The sequence below is a fragment of the Acinetobacter wuhouensis genome (assembly GCF_001696605.3).
GTDB classification, from domain to species: Bacteria; Pseudomonadota; Gammaproteobacteria; order Pseudomonadales; family Moraxellaceae; genus Acinetobacter; species Acinetobacter wuhouensis.
Map to the genome: position 1 here is coordinate 551,580 of NZ_CP031716.1, position 18,612 is coordinate 570,191.

Annotated in this window: 18 protein-coding genes and 1 pseudogene; 5 read left to right on the forward strand and 14 right to left on the reverse strand. The window is 38.7% G+C overall.

Translation table 11 applies throughout. The features are described from left to right. The first annotated feature begins 163 nt into the window (after nt 1–163). Both BEN71_RS03330 and BEN71_RS03335 read left to right on the forward strand, forming a co-directional pair. Entirely contained in the window at nt 164–964 is an 801-nt protein-coding gene (locus BEN71_RS03330) for a YwqG family protein (protein ID WP_068975505.1), read from the forward strand. A gap of 423 nt (nt 965–1,387) precedes the next feature. Further along, on the forward strand, nt 1,388–1,627 hold the full coding sequence (locus tag BEN71_RS03335; protein WP_068975506.1) for a hypothetical protein: 240 nt from the start codon (nt 1,388–1,390) through the stop codon (nt 1,625–1,627). 17 nt (nt 1,628–1,644) lie between these two features. Here BEN71_RS03335 and BEN71_RS03340 read toward each other — a convergent pair. Continuing rightward, nucleotides 1,645–2,777 (reverse strand): IS3-like element ISAba14 family transposase gene (locus BEN71_RS03340; RefSeq protein WP_223155595.1). Its coding sequence is split into 2 segments (ribosomal slippage): nt 1,645–2,525 and nt 2,525–2,777, totalling 1,134 coding nucleotides; the frame shifts between segments, so codons are not numbered across the junction. Between the two features lie 112 nt (nt 2,778–2,889). On the opposite strand from BEN71_RS03340, the pseudogene BEN71_RS03345 reads away from it, so the two are divergent. Further along, a pseudogene (locus tag BEN71_RS03345) lies at nt 2,890–3,198 on the forward strand (CHAP domain-containing protein); the annotation flags it as partial. 530 nt (nt 3,199–3,728) lie between these two features. Here BEN71_RS03345 and BEN71_RS03355 read toward each other — a convergent pair. The 3 genes from BEN71_RS03355 to lgt form a co-directional block, all read right to left on the reverse strand. Beyond that, nucleotides 3,729–4,100: a hypothetical protein gene (locus tag BEN71_RS03355; RefSeq protein WP_068973130.1), complete on the reverse strand. Its 372-nt coding sequence runs from the start codon at nt 4,098–4,100 to the stop codon at nt 3,729–3,731. After that, nucleotides 4,100–4,498: a hypothetical protein gene (locus tag BEN71_RS03360; protein ID WP_068973046.1), complete on the reverse strand. Its 399-nt coding sequence runs from the start codon at nt 4,496–4,498 to the stop codon at nt 4,100–4,102. Before BEN71_RS03360 ends, BEN71_RS03355 begins: the two co-directional genes overlap by 1 nt. 88 nt (nt 4,499–4,586) lie before the next feature. After that, nucleotides 4,587–5,405 carry a prolipoprotein diacylglyceryl transferase gene (gene lgt, locus BEN71_RS03365; RefSeq protein WP_068973047.1) on the reverse strand — a complete coding sequence of 273 codons (819 nt, stop codon included), beginning with the start codon at nt 5,403–5,405 and terminating at the stop codon, nt 4,587–4,589. Between the two features lie 95 nt (nt 5,406–5,500). On the opposite strand from lgt, the gene BEN71_RS03370 reads away from it, so the two are divergent. Further along, nucleotides 5,501–6,283: an NRDE family protein gene (locus tag BEN71_RS03370; protein ID WP_068973048.1), complete on the forward strand. Its 783-nt coding sequence runs from the start codon at nt 5,501–5,503 to the stop codon at nt 6,281–6,283. A 61-nt stretch (nt 6,284–6,344) separates the two neighbouring features. On the opposite strand, the gene BEN71_RS03375 is transcribed toward BEN71_RS03370, so the two are convergent. From BEN71_RS03375 to tatA, 4 genes are all read right to left on the reverse strand, one after another. Continuing rightward, entirely contained in the window at nt 6,345–8,525 is a 2,181-nt protein-coding gene (locus BEN71_RS03375) for a PhoX family protein (RefSeq protein WP_068973049.1), read from the reverse strand. Nucleotides 8,526–8,884: 359 nt separating this feature from the next. Continuing rightward, entirely contained in the window at nt 8,885–9,667 is a 783-nt protein-coding gene (gene tatC, locus BEN71_RS03380) for a twin-arginine translocase subunit TatC (protein WP_068973050.1), read from the reverse strand. Further along, the gene (gene tatB / locus BEN71_RS03385; protein ID WP_068973051.1) at nt 9,664–10,119 is read right to left on the reverse strand and encodes a Sec-independent protein translocase protein TatB; all 456 of its coding nucleotides are present in this window, start codon (nt 10,117–10,119) and stop codon (nt 9,664–9,666) included. The genes tatC and tatB overlap by 4 nt, the downstream gene beginning before the upstream one ends. Nucleotides 10,120–10,136: 17 nt before the next feature. Continuing rightward, nucleotides 10,137–10,361 (reverse strand): Sec-independent protein translocase subunit TatA, encoded by a 225-nt coding sequence (gene tatA / locus BEN71_RS03390; RefSeq protein WP_068973052.1) that lies wholly within the window; start codon nt 10,359–10,361, stop codon nt 10,137–10,139. 173 nt (nt 10,362–10,534) lie between these two features. On the opposite strand from tatA, the gene BEN71_RS03395 reads away from it, so the two are divergent. Continuing rightward, nucleotides 10,535–11,410 carry an AEC family transporter gene (locus BEN71_RS03395; RefSeq protein ID WP_068973053.1) on the forward strand — a complete coding sequence of 292 codons (876 nt, stop codon included), beginning with the start codon at nt 10,535–10,537 and terminating at the stop codon, nt 11,408–11,410. A gap of 474 nt (nt 11,411–11,884) precedes the next feature. Here the strand turns inward: BEN71_RS03395 and rdgB are convergent, their stop codons facing one another. The 6 genes from rdgB to leuA form a co-directional block, all read right to left on the reverse strand. Beyond that, on the reverse strand, nt 11,885–12,511 hold the full coding sequence (gene rdgB / locus BEN71_RS03400) for an RdgB/HAM1 family non-canonical purine NTP pyrophosphatase (protein WP_068973054.1): 627 nt from the start codon (nt 12,509–12,511) through the stop codon (nt 11,885–11,887). 185 nt (nt 12,512–12,696) lie between these two features. Further along, complete coding sequence (locus tag BEN71_RS03405) at nt 12,697–13,866, reverse strand: zinc-binding dehydrogenase (protein WP_068973055.1); 1,170 nt, start codon at nt 13,864–13,866, stop codon at nt 12,697–12,699. A 224-nt stretch (nt 13,867–14,090) separates the two neighbouring features. Beyond that, nucleotides 14,091–14,687: a tetratricopeptide repeat protein gene (locus tag BEN71_RS03410; protein WP_068973056.1), complete on the reverse strand. Its 597-nt coding sequence runs from the start codon at nt 14,685–14,687 to the stop codon at nt 14,091–14,093. Next, the gene (gene metW, locus BEN71_RS03415) at nt 14,684–15,277 is read right to left on the reverse strand and encodes a methionine biosynthesis protein MetW (protein WP_068973057.1); all 594 of its coding nucleotides are present in this window, start codon (nt 15,275–15,277) and stop codon (nt 14,684–14,686) included. The genes BEN71_RS03410 and metW overlap by 4 nt, the downstream gene beginning before the upstream one ends. Further along, complete coding sequence (metX, locus tag BEN71_RS03420; protein ID WP_068973058.1) at nt 15,277–16,437, reverse strand: homoserine O-succinyltransferase MetX; 1,161 nt, start codon at nt 16,435–16,437, stop codon at nt 15,277–15,279. The genes metW and metX overlap by 1 nt, the downstream gene beginning before the upstream one ends. 399 nt (nt 16,438–16,836) lie before the next feature. Continuing rightward, nucleotides 16,837–18,534, reverse strand: coding sequence for a 2-isopropylmalate synthase (gene leuA / locus BEN71_RS03425; RefSeq protein WP_068973059.1), 1,698 nt, complete (start codon nt 18,532–18,534; stop codon nt 16,837–16,839). Between the last annotated feature and the right edge of the window lie 78 nt (nt 18,535–18,612).

Sequence of the window (18,612 nt, forward strand, 5' to 3'; positions counted from 1 at the left end):
CATGTCGCACAGCTACTGATCCGTAATATTTTTGAATAGCTAGAGAGTTTATACTAATCTCATGGTCTTTTTAACTATGATATTTTTTTAGTTTGTGACCTAACTTTAAAAAGCCGATTTAAATCGAATTTACAATCAAACCTAAGATGAAGAGAGATAACAAATGAGTATAGATTTGAATGAACTTCCTGCTTGCCTACAACCCTATAAGGAACAAATTGTAGCAACTCAAAAAGACAGTATTGAAATCAATCTATCTGCTGCTGATCAGTTAAGTCTTTGGCAAAGTAAAGTGGGTGGACATCCATATTTACCGATTGGGCAACAATACCCACAAAGTTTAGAGGGTGAAAATTTACAGTTGTTGGCACAGATTAATTTTGCTGAATTGCCTGAAAATGATCAGTATCCGAAGTCAGGAATCTTGCAATTTTTTATCAATCCAAATGATGATTTGTATGGTTTGGACTTCGATGATCAACAAAAACAAGATGGTTTTCGGGTTATTTTCTATGACACGGTTCAGCAAGATGATTCAGCATTGGTACAAGATTTTCCTGTATTGGGGGATGATGCCTATAGCCCAGTTTCAGGTCAATCCGCTGTGCAATTTGAAAAAGCGGTTAGCTATATTGATCTGAATAATTTTGATTTTGCGGAAAAAGTCACTGATCCTTATGATAAAGAGGATGATGAGAGTGAAGAGTTTTGTGATGAATATAGTGAAGTGATCTCTGCAAATGGTCATCGTCTCGGCGGTTATCCATTCTTCACTCAGTCTGATCCACGTGAATATAATGAGAATATTCAAGACTATGTCTTACTGTTGCAGATTGATACGGATGATACAGACGGTATAGAGATTATGTGGGGAGATTCTGGCGTAGGGAATTTCTTTATTCATCCAGATGACCTTAAAAAGCGTGATTTTTCCAAAGTGCTGTATAACTGGGATTGTTATTAATTCGCATTGTTGTAGCACATCCGCTATTGGTTGTTTGAGGGTAAGCTTATGAGAAATTCATAAGCTTTTTTATTTAAAAATAGAAATTTAGATGCGTTTTAAACTGAAATTAAAAATATAAATGTGACTTAATTGACAGTTTAATTGATTGATTAGATTCATGAAATATTTTACCAATACGACTTAAAATTCATTAATTGATTAAAAAGTAATCAATTAAAAATGTTTTGTATACTTTGTAAATTCAGTAGTTTCAGTGAGTTGGGGTATTTTAAATGAGATTTATTAACACTTACATATTTTTTTACATGTTTTAAGTCTACATTTTAAGGTTTGCTGATTAGTATTCATGGCTTGTGAATTGTTTTGTTGGTTTGAACAAGGCTGTTTGGATCAATTGAAAAGGGCTGTTGAGGACGCTACATGATTTATGACCATAATGTGAATATGAATGAATACGTGAATCCCACGGTAAATGTTCAGATTCGATCAGAAAACAATAATAAATTTAACCCAGAGCAATTTTTAAAAAATAAAGCATTTGAAAATTATAAAAATCAAAATGATGAGAACAATCAGTTTAAGTTTTTGGATATTTCAAAGTTTACTGAAAAGTTAGAGAGGTGGTCCCACTTGTTTGAACAACTAAAAGCGTATTTATAAGTGATATTCCGCTCTAGTTAAGCCACCTTGTTTTGTTGGGGTAGCTGATCATAGTAAAACTCATTTGGTGTCATTTTGTCTAGACTCGAATGAGGTCGTTTCAAATTATAAAACTCAAAATATGCACTTAATTGCTTTTTCGCATCTGTGACACTGCTATAAGCTTTGAGATACACCTCTTCATATTTAACGCTCCGCCATAATCGTTCAACCATCACATTATCTACCCATCGACCTTTACCATCCATACTGATTTGAATGCCATTTGATTTCAATACATCAATAAATGCATCACTGGTAAACTGGCTGCCTTGGTCTGTATTAAATATTTCAGGTCGACCATATTTTTCAATCGCTTCATTTAAAGCCGAAATACAAAAATCCACCTCCATACTAATCGATACCCTATGCGCAAGTACCTTGCGGCTATGCCAATCAATCACAGCACATAAATAAACAAAGCCTTTTGCCATAGGGATATACGTTATATCCGTAGACCACACTTGATTACTGCGCTGAATAGCCAACCCTTTGAGCAGATATGGATATTTACGGTGAGCTTGATTAGCCTGGCTTAAATTTGGTTTGCAATATAACGCCTGAATACCCATTTTCTTCATTAAAGTACGTGTATGACGTCGTCCTATATGATGTCCTTGACGATTCAACAAATCACGCATCATACGACTGCCTGCAAAAGGATATTGCATATGTAATTCATCAATACATCGCATCAGCTTCAGATCTGATGCACTCACAGGTTTTGGGCGATAGTAATAACAACCACGGGAGACTTTCAGCAGCTTAGCTTGCTTAGATACTGAAATCTGAAGTGAGTCGTCGATTAACTTTTGTGGTTGAAGCGGCCCAGTTTCTTCAACACACCTTCTAAAAAATCAATTTCTAATGCCTGCTCACCGATTTTTGCATGTAGTTTTTTTAGATCGATGGGTGGTTCTGTTGGAGCTTTTGATTGATCGAAAGCTTGCGAGGAAGCTGAGATCAATTGATTTTTCCAGTCAATAATTTGGTTTTGATGAACATCAAACTCAGCACTCAATTCAGCAAGTGTTTTTTCTGCTTTAATCGCAGCAAGTGCTACCTTAGCTTTAAAATCATTTGAATGATTTCTTCTTGGTCTACGTGCCATAAAATACTCCATATATTGATGTTTATAACATCATTTGAGGAGCAGAATATCACTTATAGGAGTTGTTCAAATTTACGGATCCATCTCTTTAGTGAGCATGTCTCGAAGCACTACAGCACATCGTTGTGCACGATATGTACGTATTGCACTTCAGTCAGCAGGGGCTCGTTTTACGGATCATCCAATTGCAGCATCAGATTGGGGTTCGACATTAACAGAGATTGGTTATAAGCAAATTCGTCCAGCCTTTGATAATCCACAAGAAGGCGATATCTACATCATTAACCGTACCAGTCGCCATCGTTATGGGCATATTGCTGGATTTACAGGCTCTCAGTGGGTGTCGGATTATAGACAGCGTAGCCATGATGTGTATAAAGATCCAAACGTGACTTATGAATATTACCGTTTACCAAGTTAATCGCTTTTATTTTAAAAATTTTATTTCAAATGTGCTGTTATAAATAGACTTCTTACATAATTACTTTGTTGTTTTAGAAAGTTATTTAATGTGATGTAAGACGTGTGTTTATCTAGTTTGATATATTGTGGTGTTCGTCGATATAAAAAGAAGTTATTCACTGAATAGCTTCTTTTTTTATTGAACAGTTTTTATTTACTGATGTTACGCAGTAACATTAAAACCAGATTTTTGGATCTCAATGGCAGTGGATACGCGTTAACGTCATCCGCAACGTGTTTGAGGCAGGACTGCACCAAATAAGTAATGTTTCTGCGATATATCAATCAAAAGATGGTGGTTGACGAGTTTTGCGGATGACAATGGTTTTGCCTACTTTTGTCGAAACAAAAGTAGGGCGAGCCGCAGGCTAATCCCTAAATCAAAACTTTTGATGTAAGACTCAATCAAGTAAGTTTAAGGCTGTTTAAAAAATATATTTCTTTTAAAGCGCATAACACCAGTTATTAAGCAGTAACTCTTGAAAATATTTACTCGAAACGCTTCGCTCGATTTTGATAAATAGACACAATAAATAAACCTAATGCACTAAAGCCGATCGCTTGTATGGCGGTAAAGAGTTTGTGTTGAGGTGCTAATAAACAGATCACTAAAATTACAGCAACAATAGGTGCAATAGAAAACAGAATTTTAAAGCCTTGTGCATAAAGATTATTTTCAGAAATTTTAAGGCTTTGTTGGTGTAATAAATGTGCTACAACACCAATCCCTAAGCAAATCATCGTGAGTGTTGTACTGAGTTTCTCAATGCCTGAGCAATAGTAAATCATGCCACAGATGACGATTGAACTGATCAGCTTTATTTCACGAGTACAGCGTTCAGAATACCAAAACTCCAACATCATTTTGACTCTGATTTTGTTTCTGGCGAAGTTGTGTTTTGGTGCAGTAATGATAAAGGTGAAAAAATACATACTGCTAATGCCATGAAAGCAATACCTTGTGCACCTGGAATCAGAATTTCACCATTGTTCATATTTTTAAAGACCAGTGCCAAAACCAAAGCCAATGGAATCCAAGTCAGTAAGCGATAAAAAATTCCTGTTGGATTTTTTGCAGCAAAGTGAATTTTGCAATAACGGCAAATCAAGAAAATAATCCCTGTTCCTGAAAAAAGTAAAATATTGTCCAATGTTAAAGGTTGGTAAAGATATAAACCAATGCTGACACATGCCAGTAAAACCAGAAAGGCTAATTTTTTTGCAACAGAAACGGTAGGATTAAACCAAAATTCAAGCATGGTGATATCTAACTATGGAGATGCTGATAATTTAACATAAAAAAGGTGAAGTCACTGCTTCACCTTGTATTGCTTCATGTTGCTTTTCTTAAGTATTTCTTTGTGGGCCCCAGTCAAAGATTTTCTTTTGATAAGCGTACCAAATCATCCATAAGCCAATCAGAATCATTGGGAATGATAGAATTTGTCCTTTGGTCATCCAGCCGAACAAGATATAGCCTTGATCTGCATCAGGTTCACGGAAGAATTCCATAAAGAAGCGTGCGCAACCATAGCCCATCAAGAACACAGCAGATACCGCGTAACGCGGACGAGGTTTAGCACTGTAGAACCATAAAATGATGAACAGTAACAAACCTTCACATAAAGCTTGATAGATTTGTGATGGGTGGCGTACGAGATGTAATGGATCAGTTGGGAAGATCATGCCTAAGGCAAAGTTAGGGTCAGTGACTTGGCGACCATACAGTTCGCCACCAATGAAGTTACCAATTCGCCCAAACATTAGACCTGTGGGTACACATGGGGCAATAAAGTCTAAAGTTTCAAACCATGTTTTTTTATACTTATGGCACCAGAGTAACATGGCAATCATCACACCGAGAAAACCGCCATGAAAACTCATGCCACCAGTCCAAACTTTAAAGAGCCAAATTGGATCTGCTAGGAATTTTCCAAACTCATAAAACAGTACATAACCGATACGACCACCAAGTACCACGCCTAATGCACCATAGAACACGAGATCAGAAACCATTTCAGAGTTCCAGTTGTCACGCTTTTTGGCACGATAAGTCGCGAGTCCCCACGCACAGAGAAATGCGAGAAGATACATCAGTCCATACCAATGAACTTTGAGTGGACCCAGTTCGAGTGCTACAGGGTCAATATTCGGGTAGGTCAGCATTCCTAATCCTTTGAAATTATATTTTGCACAGATTTTAGCTGAAACATATTAAAAATGTTGTACATTCAATGTGTAAAGTTCATGGAATGTGTTTTATGTGTATTGTGGCGTTGGCATGGCAAGTTTTAGATGATGTGCCCTTATGTTTAATTTCAAATCGCGATGAGTTTTATCACCGTCCAAGCTCTCAATTACATGCTTGGTCAGATTCTCCGATTATCGCAGGGCAAGACTTACAATCTGGTGGTACGTGGATGGGTGTGACACAACAAGGTCGCTGGGCAATTGTCACCAACTTCCGAGATGGTCAGGATAAACAGACCTATCCAACCACACGCGGTCAATTAATACAGGATTTTTTAGAGTCTGATCAAACCCCGATTCGCTTTGCGCAGGAACTTGAAACAAAACAGTGTGATTACGCAGGCTTTAATTTATTCGTTGGAGATCAACAACAAGCGGTCTATATGAGTAATCGTGGTGAAGCACCGCAAGTTTTAGCCAAAGGGGTATTTGTCGTTTCCAATGGTTTGATGACTGACGACTGGGAAAAGACCAAGCATTTACGTAAACGCTTTACCCAAGAATTTTTACCGATGATGCAATTATCAAGTATTCCTCAACAAGATCTTCAAAATGCTGTGTGGGATATTTTGGAAGATGAACGCAAAATCATTCCAGACTTATTACCCAACACTGGGATTAATACAGAGATGGAAGAATTATTGTCCTCAACCTTTATCCAAAGCCCGATTTATGGCACACGTTGCTCAAATTTTTTGAGGATTGGGCATTCCCAAATTGATTGGATCGAGAAGACACAACAAGGTGAATATTCTGGTGATTTAGTCAATATACAGCGCGATATTCAAAACTAAAAAATCCATACATGCCTAGACATGTATGGATTTGAAACAGTTTTTTAAAGTAAATGGGTCATTAACCCGCGATCACGCCACCATCTTTACGCGTAATGACGACAGTCGCTGAACGAGGACGAGCAGTTTTGTTGCTTGCATCTTTTTGCGATGCTGGCCAGTTACTATCTGGTTTGTCATAACCTTTCGAGTCTTCACCTGGGTGCTGAACATTGATGAAAATGGCTTTGTAATCTGGTGTCATGGTGACACCTGTGATTTCACATTGCTTAGGTCCTGTTAGGAAACGACGTAAGTTCTCATCGGTAATTTTCTTACCCACAATGGTTTCTTGACCCGCTGATGTTGTTGCTTTTGCACCATCACCAACGACACCAGGCAAGGCTGCGAGCATCATACAGTTAGTAGTATCTGTATATGCGCCGTCATCTGTTTGAATCCAAAGTACACCGCGTGGGTCAAACCACATACCATCTGGTGATGACAAGTCATTATTATCATTTAAGCCCGAAAGGTTAATGTTGCTCGCCATTTTTGCTTCTGCACCAAAGAGATAGATGTCCCAAGTGAAGCTTTCAGCAGTGGTTTTATTGTCTTTTTCATGGAAACGGATAATGTGACCATTCACATTGCCTTTACCACCTTCAGGATCGCTATAGTTACGTGGGTTTGCTGCATCAAGCGCGTGCGTTGTGCCACGGTTTGAGTTGTTGGTCAACGTCACATAGACTTCGCCATTTTCAGGGTTTACTGCAACCCATTCAGGACGATCCATTTTGGTTGCTTTAACTGCATCACCTGCCAAACGTGCAAATGTAGTGATCTCAGCTTGTGATTTGAAAGGGTATACAGCATTAGATTCATTCAAACCATTTTTACCATAAGCCAGTTCGATCCATTTGCCTGTACCATCGTTATTGAACTGAGCAACATAAAGTTTGCCTGAGTTCATATATTTGTCACCCGCTTTGTAACCGCCGTTGACATCTTTGGCATCCCATTTTGCATCAGATACAAATTTATAGATGTATTCTCCACGTGAGTCATCTCCCATGTAGAACGCAAGGTTTTCACCTTCAATTAAGCGGCTCGCACGGCAGTCTTCATGTGCAAAGCGGCCTAAAGAAGTACGTTTTACAGGATTTGAACGACTGTCAAATGGGTCAATTTCAACAATCCAACCAAAGGTATTGGCACTGTTGCGGAAGTCTTTGTCTGCTGTGTCCGCTGTAATTGATGAGTTCCAACGATCATAGAGGTCTTGGCGTTCTATTGTACCTACTGCTGTTTCCCAACCATAGCGTGAACTTGCACCATCTTTTAAACCATAGCGATTTAATGCCACGATCTCGGCAGGTGTACGTTTCGCATCATCACCTTTGTTACGCACGAAATAGCCAATGAAGTTTTCTTCAGTGGTTAAATATGTTCCCCAAGGTGTATAACCATTACCACAGTTATTATGTGTGCCACGGGTTTGTTTTGCAGTTGGTGAATACTGAGTTTTAACTAAGTCCGAACCTGCAACAACCCCTGCAAAATCCATCACTGTAGATGCTGTAATACGACGATTTAATAATGAGTTTTTAACGACTTCGACTTTCTGTGTTGAGCTATTTTTTTTCAACTCAATTACAGAAACACCATGAGCGTTCATTTCACGAATGACTTCATCTTCAGGGCGACGACCATCAACTTTGGTTGCACCCTTAGGGTGTAAGAATGTTTGGTTGATATATTCATGGTTCATGACCAATAAGCCACGTTCAGACGCTTTAGCATCATATTTCAATGATGAAGCATTGAGTCCGAAGTAGCTCATACCATCGTGACAGTCACCTGAGCGGAACTGGAAGCTCGGGCCTGATGGAACATTATTATCATCCCATTCTGCATAACTCGGGTTGATTGAGTCACCTAATGCATAGAGTACATTTGCTTCGTAGCCTTCTGGAACGGTGACAATATCATTCAAGTTTTTGGCTACAGGAGTGAATGTTAGTTTTTCAGGCTTTTTGATAGGGTCAATAGGTGTTGGTGGAGTGACATGACTAATCGTATCGTTATCGTCATTGCAACCTGTGAGACTCGATGCAAGAGCAAGTGCTGCTGCTCCACTTGCTGTTTTTGTGATTAAGCTACGACGTGAAATATGTTGCTCTAAAATGTCACGAAAATGAGTGTTATTCGAATTATTGTTATCTAACTCTTGATCTTCATGATATGGCGTGAGGTCTGTCATACGATTCCCTTTGGCTAAAGTGTTTGAAAAATAAATAATTTATGGGCTAGACCTTAACTGAGTTATATGTAAGCTTTCTTACTGTTATATTTAGATTTAATTAAATTTTAAGAATATTTTAAGTTTTTAATGATTTTTATTTAAAATTTAATTGCTTCTAATCGTTATAAATATCAATGTGATAGGGTTTGTTCTGTCATTAAGAAATGTTGAAGAGGTAAGGGAAATAGTCAAGAAATTAACATGAAATTAAACCATAGAATTGATTCAGTAAATATATTATCTAAAAAAAGCAGTGGCTTAAGACCCAAGCCACTGCTGAAACTTTAAAGTTGTAATTGATATTATTGTTAGGATATTTAAGCTTCGATTGGTTTGCCTTTTTCAATGATTTTGCCGAGTAATAAACCGATTTCAAACAACATCCACATCGGAACTGCGAGCATGATCATTGAAATTGCATCTGGTGGTGTAATAAACATTGATACGAAGAAACAGCCAACGACAATGAAACGACGTTTCTCTGCTAGGGTTTTAGTGCTCACTAAACCGATTAAAATAAGAACTAATGTAATAATCGGAATTTCAAAGGTCAAACCAAAGACCAAAAATAGTTTTAAACAAAAACTGAGGTAGCTATTAATATCAGTCATTGGTGCAACAGTTTCAGGCGAAACACTGATAAAAAAATGCAGTATAGAGGGGAGTGCAATAAAGTAAGCAAATGCAACGCCTGCGTAAAATAAGATAATACTGCCAAATAACAAAGGAAAAGCCAGATTTTTTTCTTTCTCGTACAGCGCAGGTTTGATGAATGCCCATAACTGATAAATGATAAAAGGCATTGCGATCATCAGTGCAATGAAAAAGTTTAACTTAAAAGGTGCCATGAATGTTGCTGTTACATCCGTGGCAATCATGGTTGAATTTGCAGGGAGTTGTTTTCTAAGTGGTTCTGATAAAGTAATGTAGGTTTTATTGGCGAAGGGTAATAAACAAAAAAATACCGCAATCAAGACACCGACGATTTTAAATAAATGCCTTCTCAATGCAACCAAATGCTGAGTAATCGGCATTGCTTCTAGTTGAGGGGTATCACTCGATGGATCCGTTTGTACTTGAGGTAATAAAGATTCGGTCATACAGCTACCTTAAGTTCAGGTGTATTTGTTTCTATTGGCACGATTCGAAGAGTTGGTTGGCTACAGTTTTGAAGTTCAAACCAGTTTTTTGATTGGTAAATCAATGGCATGGAAACATCTGTTTTATAGTAGTTTATTGACTTATTAAATGTTTTTGATTCTAAAGATGTTTCTTGTTCTGCCAAGATTTTTTGTTGTTGTAATTCTTGCATTTGAGCTTCCATTTTCTTTTCAAGCTCTTGAATGCGCTGCATCTCTTGTTGCATCTGCTCTCTAAACTCAGAAAGACGTAATTCACGATCAATGTCATTTTGAACATTGCTGATTGCACGTTTAAATTTGCTATACCACTTTGCAGCAAATCGTGCAGCTTCAGGGAGTTTCTCAGGACCAAGCACCAACAGGGCAATGATGCCGAAAACTAAAAGTTCTGAAAATCCTACATCTAACATGATCTACGCCTCACCGATTAGTGTTTTACCGTAGAGTTCACATCAGTATGAGTGGTTTGATGCTCAATCGTACGTGCTTCAGTTGCAGATGTGGTCGTTGCTTCATCTTCTTTGATTGATTTTTTAAAGTCTTTAACTGCACCACCAACATCTTTACCAAGGTTTTTGAGTTTAGATGTACCGAAAAGCAAAATCACCACAATAGCAAAAATCAGTACATGCCAAATTGATAAGCCAGCCATAGTTTTAACTCCTATTTTATTAACAGCTATAACAACAGTTCTGCATGACAAAAAGGTGACATTAATATTTCAATTTAAAGACAGGGGACTTCTGGTTAATTTTTCCAATTGCTTAAATGCATCAATTTTTAAAGTGGTACTATAGTCATGATTTGAGAATCAGGTGTAGGATCATGGCGTTGTTATTTCCAGTTTTATCATTTATGTGTGGTTTGATACTGGCAAGTAGCAAGTTTTCGGCAGAATTAAAGCCATTATTGTCCTTATTGCTGGCTCGAATTTTTATCCCGATTGTGATTATTTACAATATGGTGTTTTATAAATCGGGTAGCATCACTTTAATTTTATTTGCTTTTTTCTCATGCTTTATTCTGTTCTTTGTCTTTCTGCAACTGTCAAAAGATCGCTTGGCTTCATTGTGTTTTAGCTATACCAATATGGCGTGGTTGGGCTTTCCAATTGCGATCGCGATTTTTGGAACAGAACACAGTATGGCAATGATTCCACTCTATATCGGCGTATCTATTTTTGGTAATTCATGGGCTGTGACCTCGGTCAGTTCTGAACCGCAGCCAAAGTTATATTTATTAAAAAAAATGTTGCAATCTCCGCCTGTAATTGCCTTGATTCTTGCAGGTGTTTTACGCTGTTTTGATGTACAACATTTTCAAAATAACCTGATTGTTGAATGGATTTACACTTTGGCGAAATGGAGCATGAGTTTTGCAGGCATGTGTGTTTTGGGCATGTGGCTAAGAAAAACCAAAGTACATTGGGCGGACATACAAACCAGTGCCAAACTTGCTGTATTGAAAATGCTGTGTGGTTTGATTTTGTGTGGCATGGCTTATTTTCTACTCCCACTTCCGAATATCAATACCTATATTGGTGTGATGTTTTTATTATTTTGTTTGCCTCCAGCTGCTAATATTGTGGCGTTAGAAACACATTATCAAGGCACAGGTGTTTCAGCCAAATATATTGCTTCTGGAACGATTGTGAGTGTGGTGGTTTGTGTGATTTATGGCGTGGTGGTGCATTTATTGTAAATGACTTAAATAACTGATGTTACGCATTTAAACTATGTCTAAAACTGAAAATGTTCAATTTTTTACTATATATCAATATTCTTAAGCTAGTACAGCCCCATCTGCCTTGCAAAGTTTGAATTACTTTGTGCAGGCGATTGTTACTTTGAAGGATCAAAGTAACCAAAATCCTTTGTTGGACATGAGAAGCCAAGCTTCGCAAGATCTCCTGTCTTCGGAATATATTCCTTATGTCCAACGGCGACATCCCTGTCGCCTAACGCGATAGCACCACTGATTTGAAATCACAATCACAAGTACTTTTGCAATTTCATTGATGATAATCAGCCCTCATACATTAAAAATGTAGAACTGTCCCATAATCAACCTGTGTAACATCAGCTAAATGATATAAATTCTTTCTTATCATAGGTTTGAATTCACCCTTGCGGAACATGTCCCTCACCTTTGAAAAGGAGGGGGGCCTATAGGGACTTATTTTTCTAAACTTGCTTTAAATAATTGCATTGCTTGTCCACGATGGCTGATTTTATTCTTTTCATCTTTACTCATTTCAGCACTCGAAATGTTGAGTTCAGGTAACCAGAATAAAGGATCGTAACCAAAACCATTTTCACCACGGGCTTGTTCTAAAACTTCACCTTGCCAAATGCCTTGGAAAATTTGTGGTAATGGATCTTCGGCATGTTGTACCAAAGCCAATACACAAACGAACAAGCCTTGAATTGGTTGATCACTTTTACGTAAAGGTTTTAGGTTTTCCAGCAGTTTTGCATTATTTGCAGCATCATCACCGTGTTCACCTGCATAACGTGCGGAATAGATGCCAGGTGCGCCACCTAAAACAGGTACACAAATACCTGAGTCATCAGCAATCGCAGGTTTTCCTGAAATTTTAGAAGCATGACGTGCTTTGATAATGGCATTTTCAATAAAGCTTAAACCATCTTCAATTGCATCTTCGATATTGAGTTTTCCTTGAGGAATCACTTCAACAGGTAGTTTTAACTCAGCAAACATTTTTTCAAATTCAGCAATTTTACCTTTATTATTACTTGCGAGTACGAGTGTTCCTTGGGATAACCAATCTTGTGCAGACATTTCAATTGCTCTGAGTTTGAATCGTGAGGAGTAGTTTAACGGATTCTGAGTATAATTTGAAAAATAGAAATATTATCCTGATTGATGAAGATCAGTTTAGAAAGTTCATTTTCAAATCAAAAGCCATACTTGTTTTTAAATCGAATTGGTTTAAATAAAGTATGGCAGATTAGGGCTTCTTTAAATTATTTCATTGAAATATCAGAACCAGGTTTCTTTGGGTCAACCAGAATTTTTGCATGTAACTCAGGATCACGTAGTGCAGAAAAAGCATTAATCACGCCATCTAAACCCACGATGCCTGTAATCAGTGGTGAGCAATCAATTTTGCCTTCTGCAATCATATGTAAAGCGTCACGAAATTCTAAAGGCGTATAACCTAGTACAAATTGCATTTCGATTTCTTTATTAATCGCCAAAGCAGGCTCAATACGATCGCTTTGCATACAAACACCTACACCAATGATTTTTGAAAATAATGGTGCGCCGTCAATGATATGTTGCAAAATTCCAGGTACACCGACACATTCAAAAATCACTGCACGTTTTGGTAGTGCACCTAATTTATCTGCAACTCTCCAAGCATGCCACCATGGCATGCCTGTCGCCTGAATTTTATCGAAAATACCTAAACCATAATTGAGCGCATCGGCAGCATTACCCAATAAACCGAGTTCTTTCCAGTTTTCAAAAGGGGAGTTCTTTGCAGGGTCAATCACCACATCTGCACCACAACGTTCAGCCAGTTTACGACGATTGGCAGAGAAGTCACTGGCAATGACTTTTTTCACGCCTGCTGCTTTGAGCATTAAGATAATACCGAGCCCTACAGGACCACAACCAATAACAATTGCAGGCTCACTATTTTTGATTCGGCTACGTCGAACGGCATGCAAAGCAACCGCCATCGGTTCAGTCATGGCAGCACTGTCAGCATCTAAACCATTTGGTACTTCAAACATCAGACTAGATTGCGCTAATACTTGTTCCGCATAACCACCTGATGCATTTGGTGACAATCCCGTGGATTGATAGCCTAAATCATCGAACTGTAATAAAGGCATGGCACAGACGAGAGTATCTGTTTTGAACTTTTTGCGTGTCTTTGGTCCATAATCCATGATTTTTCCGCAAAATTCATGTCCCATGACAAATTTATCTGAGTTTTTAGCCAAGCCTTGAAAGCCAACTTTTGCAGCAAGATTATGCATATGGTCACAATTATGTTGCATGTGTAAATCACTGCCACAGATTCCACAACGGACGACTTCAAGTAGTACTTGTCCTTTGGAGGGCTTAAGTTCTGCGAGGTGTTCTATGGTTAATTCAGCATTTTGGCAGACAACTGATTTCATTCTAACTTCCGTATTTTTATTTAAATATTGAGTTCATCATTACAGTTCTTATTGTGTAAAAATATGGCTTTGATCTGAGTGTTCTACTCTAAAAATGCAAATGCTGAATTTTCAATGATTAGAGTGCGAAAAGAGATGTCGAAATATTTGTTGTAATTATTATCAGATATTCTAAAGAACAATAAAAAAGCACCTTGCGGTGCTTTCTATTTTTAAACTTGAACTTACTGCGCTTGAATCCATTGATCTGCACGTTGAGTTGCAGTACGGATTTGATCTTGCGTTAAGTTAGCAGCCAACGCTGTTTTCTTAGTTTGAGACATGTTAATGACTTTATTGTCTAACATACCGTCACGTGTTGAAAGCTCATACCACTGGTAAGCACCCATGTAGTTTTTCTTTTGCTCTTCCATCACCGCTAAGTTAAAGCTGGCACGATTATCGCCGTGGCTTGCCGCTTTTTCAAAGTATTGACGAGCAGAGGTTTCGCTTTTAGAAACACCTAGACCATCTGCGTACATACGACCCACATTCAATTGAGCCGATGAAATACCTTGATCAGCTGCAGCTTTAAACCAAGTAAAAGCTTGTTTTAAATCTTTAGAAACACCACCACTACCAGCTTGGTAATGTGCAGCTAAATAGAATTGAGCTGCAGGTTGTCCAGCTTTCGCTGCTTTTTGCAAAGAGTTAACATCCATGTGCGCATATTGCGCAGCCATTTGTGAAACAGATTGCTGTTGTTGTGGGACATAGTCCGCATGGGCTTGAATACTGAGCAGCCCAAAAAATAATGTACTGCCTAATAATAATTTTTTCATATAGCGCTCACTCGATAGATCGCGACTTCGCCAAACAAATTCGGTACAGCTTTGCTTAAAAAACTGCCTTGTTGGTTCCCATTTACAGCGAGTCGGTCAATAATTTGAATCTGATTTTCAGCACATAGGGCTTCAAAATCACGAAAGGTGCATAGGTGGATATTGGGTGTATTGTACCACATATACGGTAAGGCATCAGAAACAGGCATCATCCCTTTCAAAGCAAGGAATGAACGTGTTTTCCAATACGCAAAATTAGGAAACGTAATAATTGCTTGTTTCCCCACACGCACCATATCGCGCAGAAGCACATCGGGTGCATCTACAGCTTGCAAAGCCTGTGCCATGACCACATAGTCAAATGATTGGTCGGCAAAGCGTCCCAAACCGAGGTTTAAGTCTTGTTGGATAATATTTAACCCTTTGCTGACTGCAATTGCAATCTTTTCTTGATCAATTTCCAAACCGTAGGCCTGAATTTGGTGTTTTTTGCTCATTTGTGACAATAATTCACCATCACCACAACCTAAGTCGAGCACACTTGCACCAGGATTTATCCATTTTTCGGCAAGTTGTTGGTCAATACGCATTACACAGTCTCCTTAGGTGTTGAATTGAGGTGTTCAGTACCACCTAAAAATGCACGTAAGGATTTGACGTACAACGGAATAGGGAACAGGAATGAGTCATGTCCTTGTTCCGCATCAATATCTAAATAACTGACAGATTTATGATTGGTAATCAATCCATTGACAATCTCTTGTGAGCGTTGCGGACTGAAACGCCAATCTGTGGTAAATGAAATTACCATAAAACGGCATTTAGTATTAGACAATGCTTTGGTGAGTGACTGCTCATATTCACGAGAAGGATCGAAGTAGTCCAAGGCTTTGGTCATTATTAAATAAGTATTGGCATCAAAGTTACGGCTAAATTGTTCACCTTGATAGCGCAAATAACTTTCAACTTGGAATTCGACATCGAAACCATACATAAATTTGCCAGACTTTAAGTCACGACCAAATTTTTGTTTCATCGCTTCTTCAGACAAGTAGGTAATATGACCGACCATACGTGCCAAAATTAAACCACGTTTCGGATAACTATCATGTTCTAAATAGCGACCATTGTGAAAGTCCGGATCTGATAAAATCGACTGACGTGCCACTTCATTAAAGGCAATATTTTGCGCGGAAAGTTTTGGCGCAGAAGCAATAATCACACAATTTTTTAAACGGTCAGGATAATCAATTGACCATTGTAAAGCTTGCATACCGCCCAATGATCCACCAATGATCGAGTACCATACATCAATACCTAAACGATCAGACAACAAAGCTTGAGTCTTGACCCAGTCACGTACAGTCACGAGTGGAAAATCTGGTCCATAAGGACGATTTTCATTTTCAGGATTTGGAGAAGTTGGTCCTGTAGAACCGCTACAACCACCAATATTATTCAGTGCAACCACAAAGAATTTTGAGGTATCAATGGCTTTTCCTGGTCCGATGCAGGCATCCCACCAACCCGCTTTTTTATCATCTTCATGATGATAACCCGCAGCGTGATGATGCCCTGAAAGTGCATGACAAATCAAAATCGCATTGGATTTATCTGCATTCAGTTCGCCATACGTTTCCACCATGATTTCATAGCGTGGCAACATTCGACCACACTCAAGTTCTAAAGGTTCTTCAAATTCAAACTTTTGTGGGGTTACGATCCCCACCGAATCAGCTGGAAAAGACACAGGAAATGTTCGCCTTAAATTTTGAGAAAGAGGTAACTTGCATAAATCAATTTTTGATCGGAAAACGACTAGTTTTGATCATTTGAACTTGACTATCTTTCACAAAGAAAGTTCCCTCTCCTTTTAGGAGAGGGTAAGGGAGAGGTAATTATTTACCCTCATCTGAACCATCTCCAACGACCTCTTGCGCTTTAACAAAGCAATGCTTTATTGCGCTTAAGGAGAAAGAACTTTTATTCCTGATTTAATAGCACTTTAGCCTGTAAAGTTGTTCATTCTTTGATTCGTGAAAATACTCATTTCTAATGAATACATAAAAGAAAGGATACCACTAGAGGCATCCTTTCTAAAGTCTTTTAATTGATATGGCTTATATCGATCAGGCACATTCGCCTTGATTTATACGGCAGCAGCAATCACTTGGTCTGTGCTGAGTACACCTTGATCAATCAAGCGGTTGGTTGCTGCAATAATCGCTTCAATAGATGAGGTGACGATATTGTCATGAACCCCTGCACCGAATGCAGACTTACCTTTACCTTGAACTTGTAATTCGATCAATGCCAAAGCTTTTGCATGCGCACCTGAGCTGATACTACGTTCTTCATAATTCAAGACATCAATCGGCAATTGAAGTGCATTCAAGATCGCAGAGATTGGACCGTTACCTTCACCACGTAAATGCTGAGTTTCACCATTCACTTCAACATCAAGTTCAATCACTTGGTTGCCATTTTCATCCGACAAACGATAGTTTTTCGCTGAATAATGGGCATCTTTTGCCGCGACATAGGTATCTTTGAACAATGTCCAAATTTGCTGTGCAGTCACTTCCACACCTTCATCATCAGCCACTTGTTGAACCACTTGAGAGAATTCAACTTGTAAACGACGAGGTAACACCACGTTGTAGTTAGATTCCAACAAGTAAGCAATACCGCCTTTACCTGATTGTGAGTTGACACGAATCACCGCATCGTAGTCACGACCTAAATCACGTGGGTCGATTGGCAAGTAAGGCATATCCCACATTTCTTCGTTCTTTTGGAACTCGAAACCTTTTTTAATCGCATCTTGGTGTGAACCTGAGAATGCTGTGAAGACCAAATCACCTGCATACGGATGACGTGGATGTACAGGCAAGCCTGTGCATTCTTCAACAGTGGCAATGATTTCATTGATATTTGAGAAATCCAATTCACATGGCACACCTTGGGTATACATGTTCAAGGCAATCGCAGCAACGTCCACGTTACCTGTACGTTCACCATTCCCAAACACACAACCTTCAACACGGTCTGCACCTGCCATGATTGCCAATTCAGATGCAGCGATACCACAACCGCGGTCGTTATGACAGTGGACAGAAATGATCACACCATCACGACGTTGGATGTTGCGGTGCATCCATTCGATTTGGTCGGCATAGACATGCGGGCCTGAAACTTCAACCGTTGCAGGCAAGTTCAAAATCACTTTATTTTCAGGTGATGCTTCCCAAATTTCAGTCACAGCATCACACACATCTTTCGCAACTTCTAATTCAGTTGCAGTAAAGCATTCAGGGCTGTATTGGAAAATAAAATCTGTTTCAGGCTGTTTTGCTGCATATTCTTTGACTTTGGTTGCAGCATTGATTGCCAATTGTTTTGCACCTGCAACATCAACATTCAACACTTTCTGACGGAAGGTTGGCGAGTTTGAGTTGTAGATATGCACAATCGCGCGTTTTGCACCTTGTAAAGATTCAAAAGTACGTGCGATCAAATGATCACGTGCTTGAACCAAAACTTCGATATAAACATCATCAGGAATATGACCTTCTTCGATCAATTTACGCGTGAAATCAAAATCCACTTGTGATGCAGATGGAAAGCCAATTTCAATATGTTTAAAGCCGATTTTTACCAACATTTGGAACATTTTGAATTTTTGTTCAATGTTCATTGGTTCAAAAATCGCTTGGTTACCATCACGAAGATCCGTGCTCATCCAAATCGGCGCTTTATTAATTTCGTTGTTTGGCCATTGACGGTCAGGCAAGTCTACACGTTGGTACATGCGACGATATTTTTTACTTGGATCAGCCAACATCATGAGGTAACTCCTTGTGTAGTTCTTGTTGCTCGTTGCTTCGGTAAAGACAAGGGATAAATGCAACTTACTACATATATA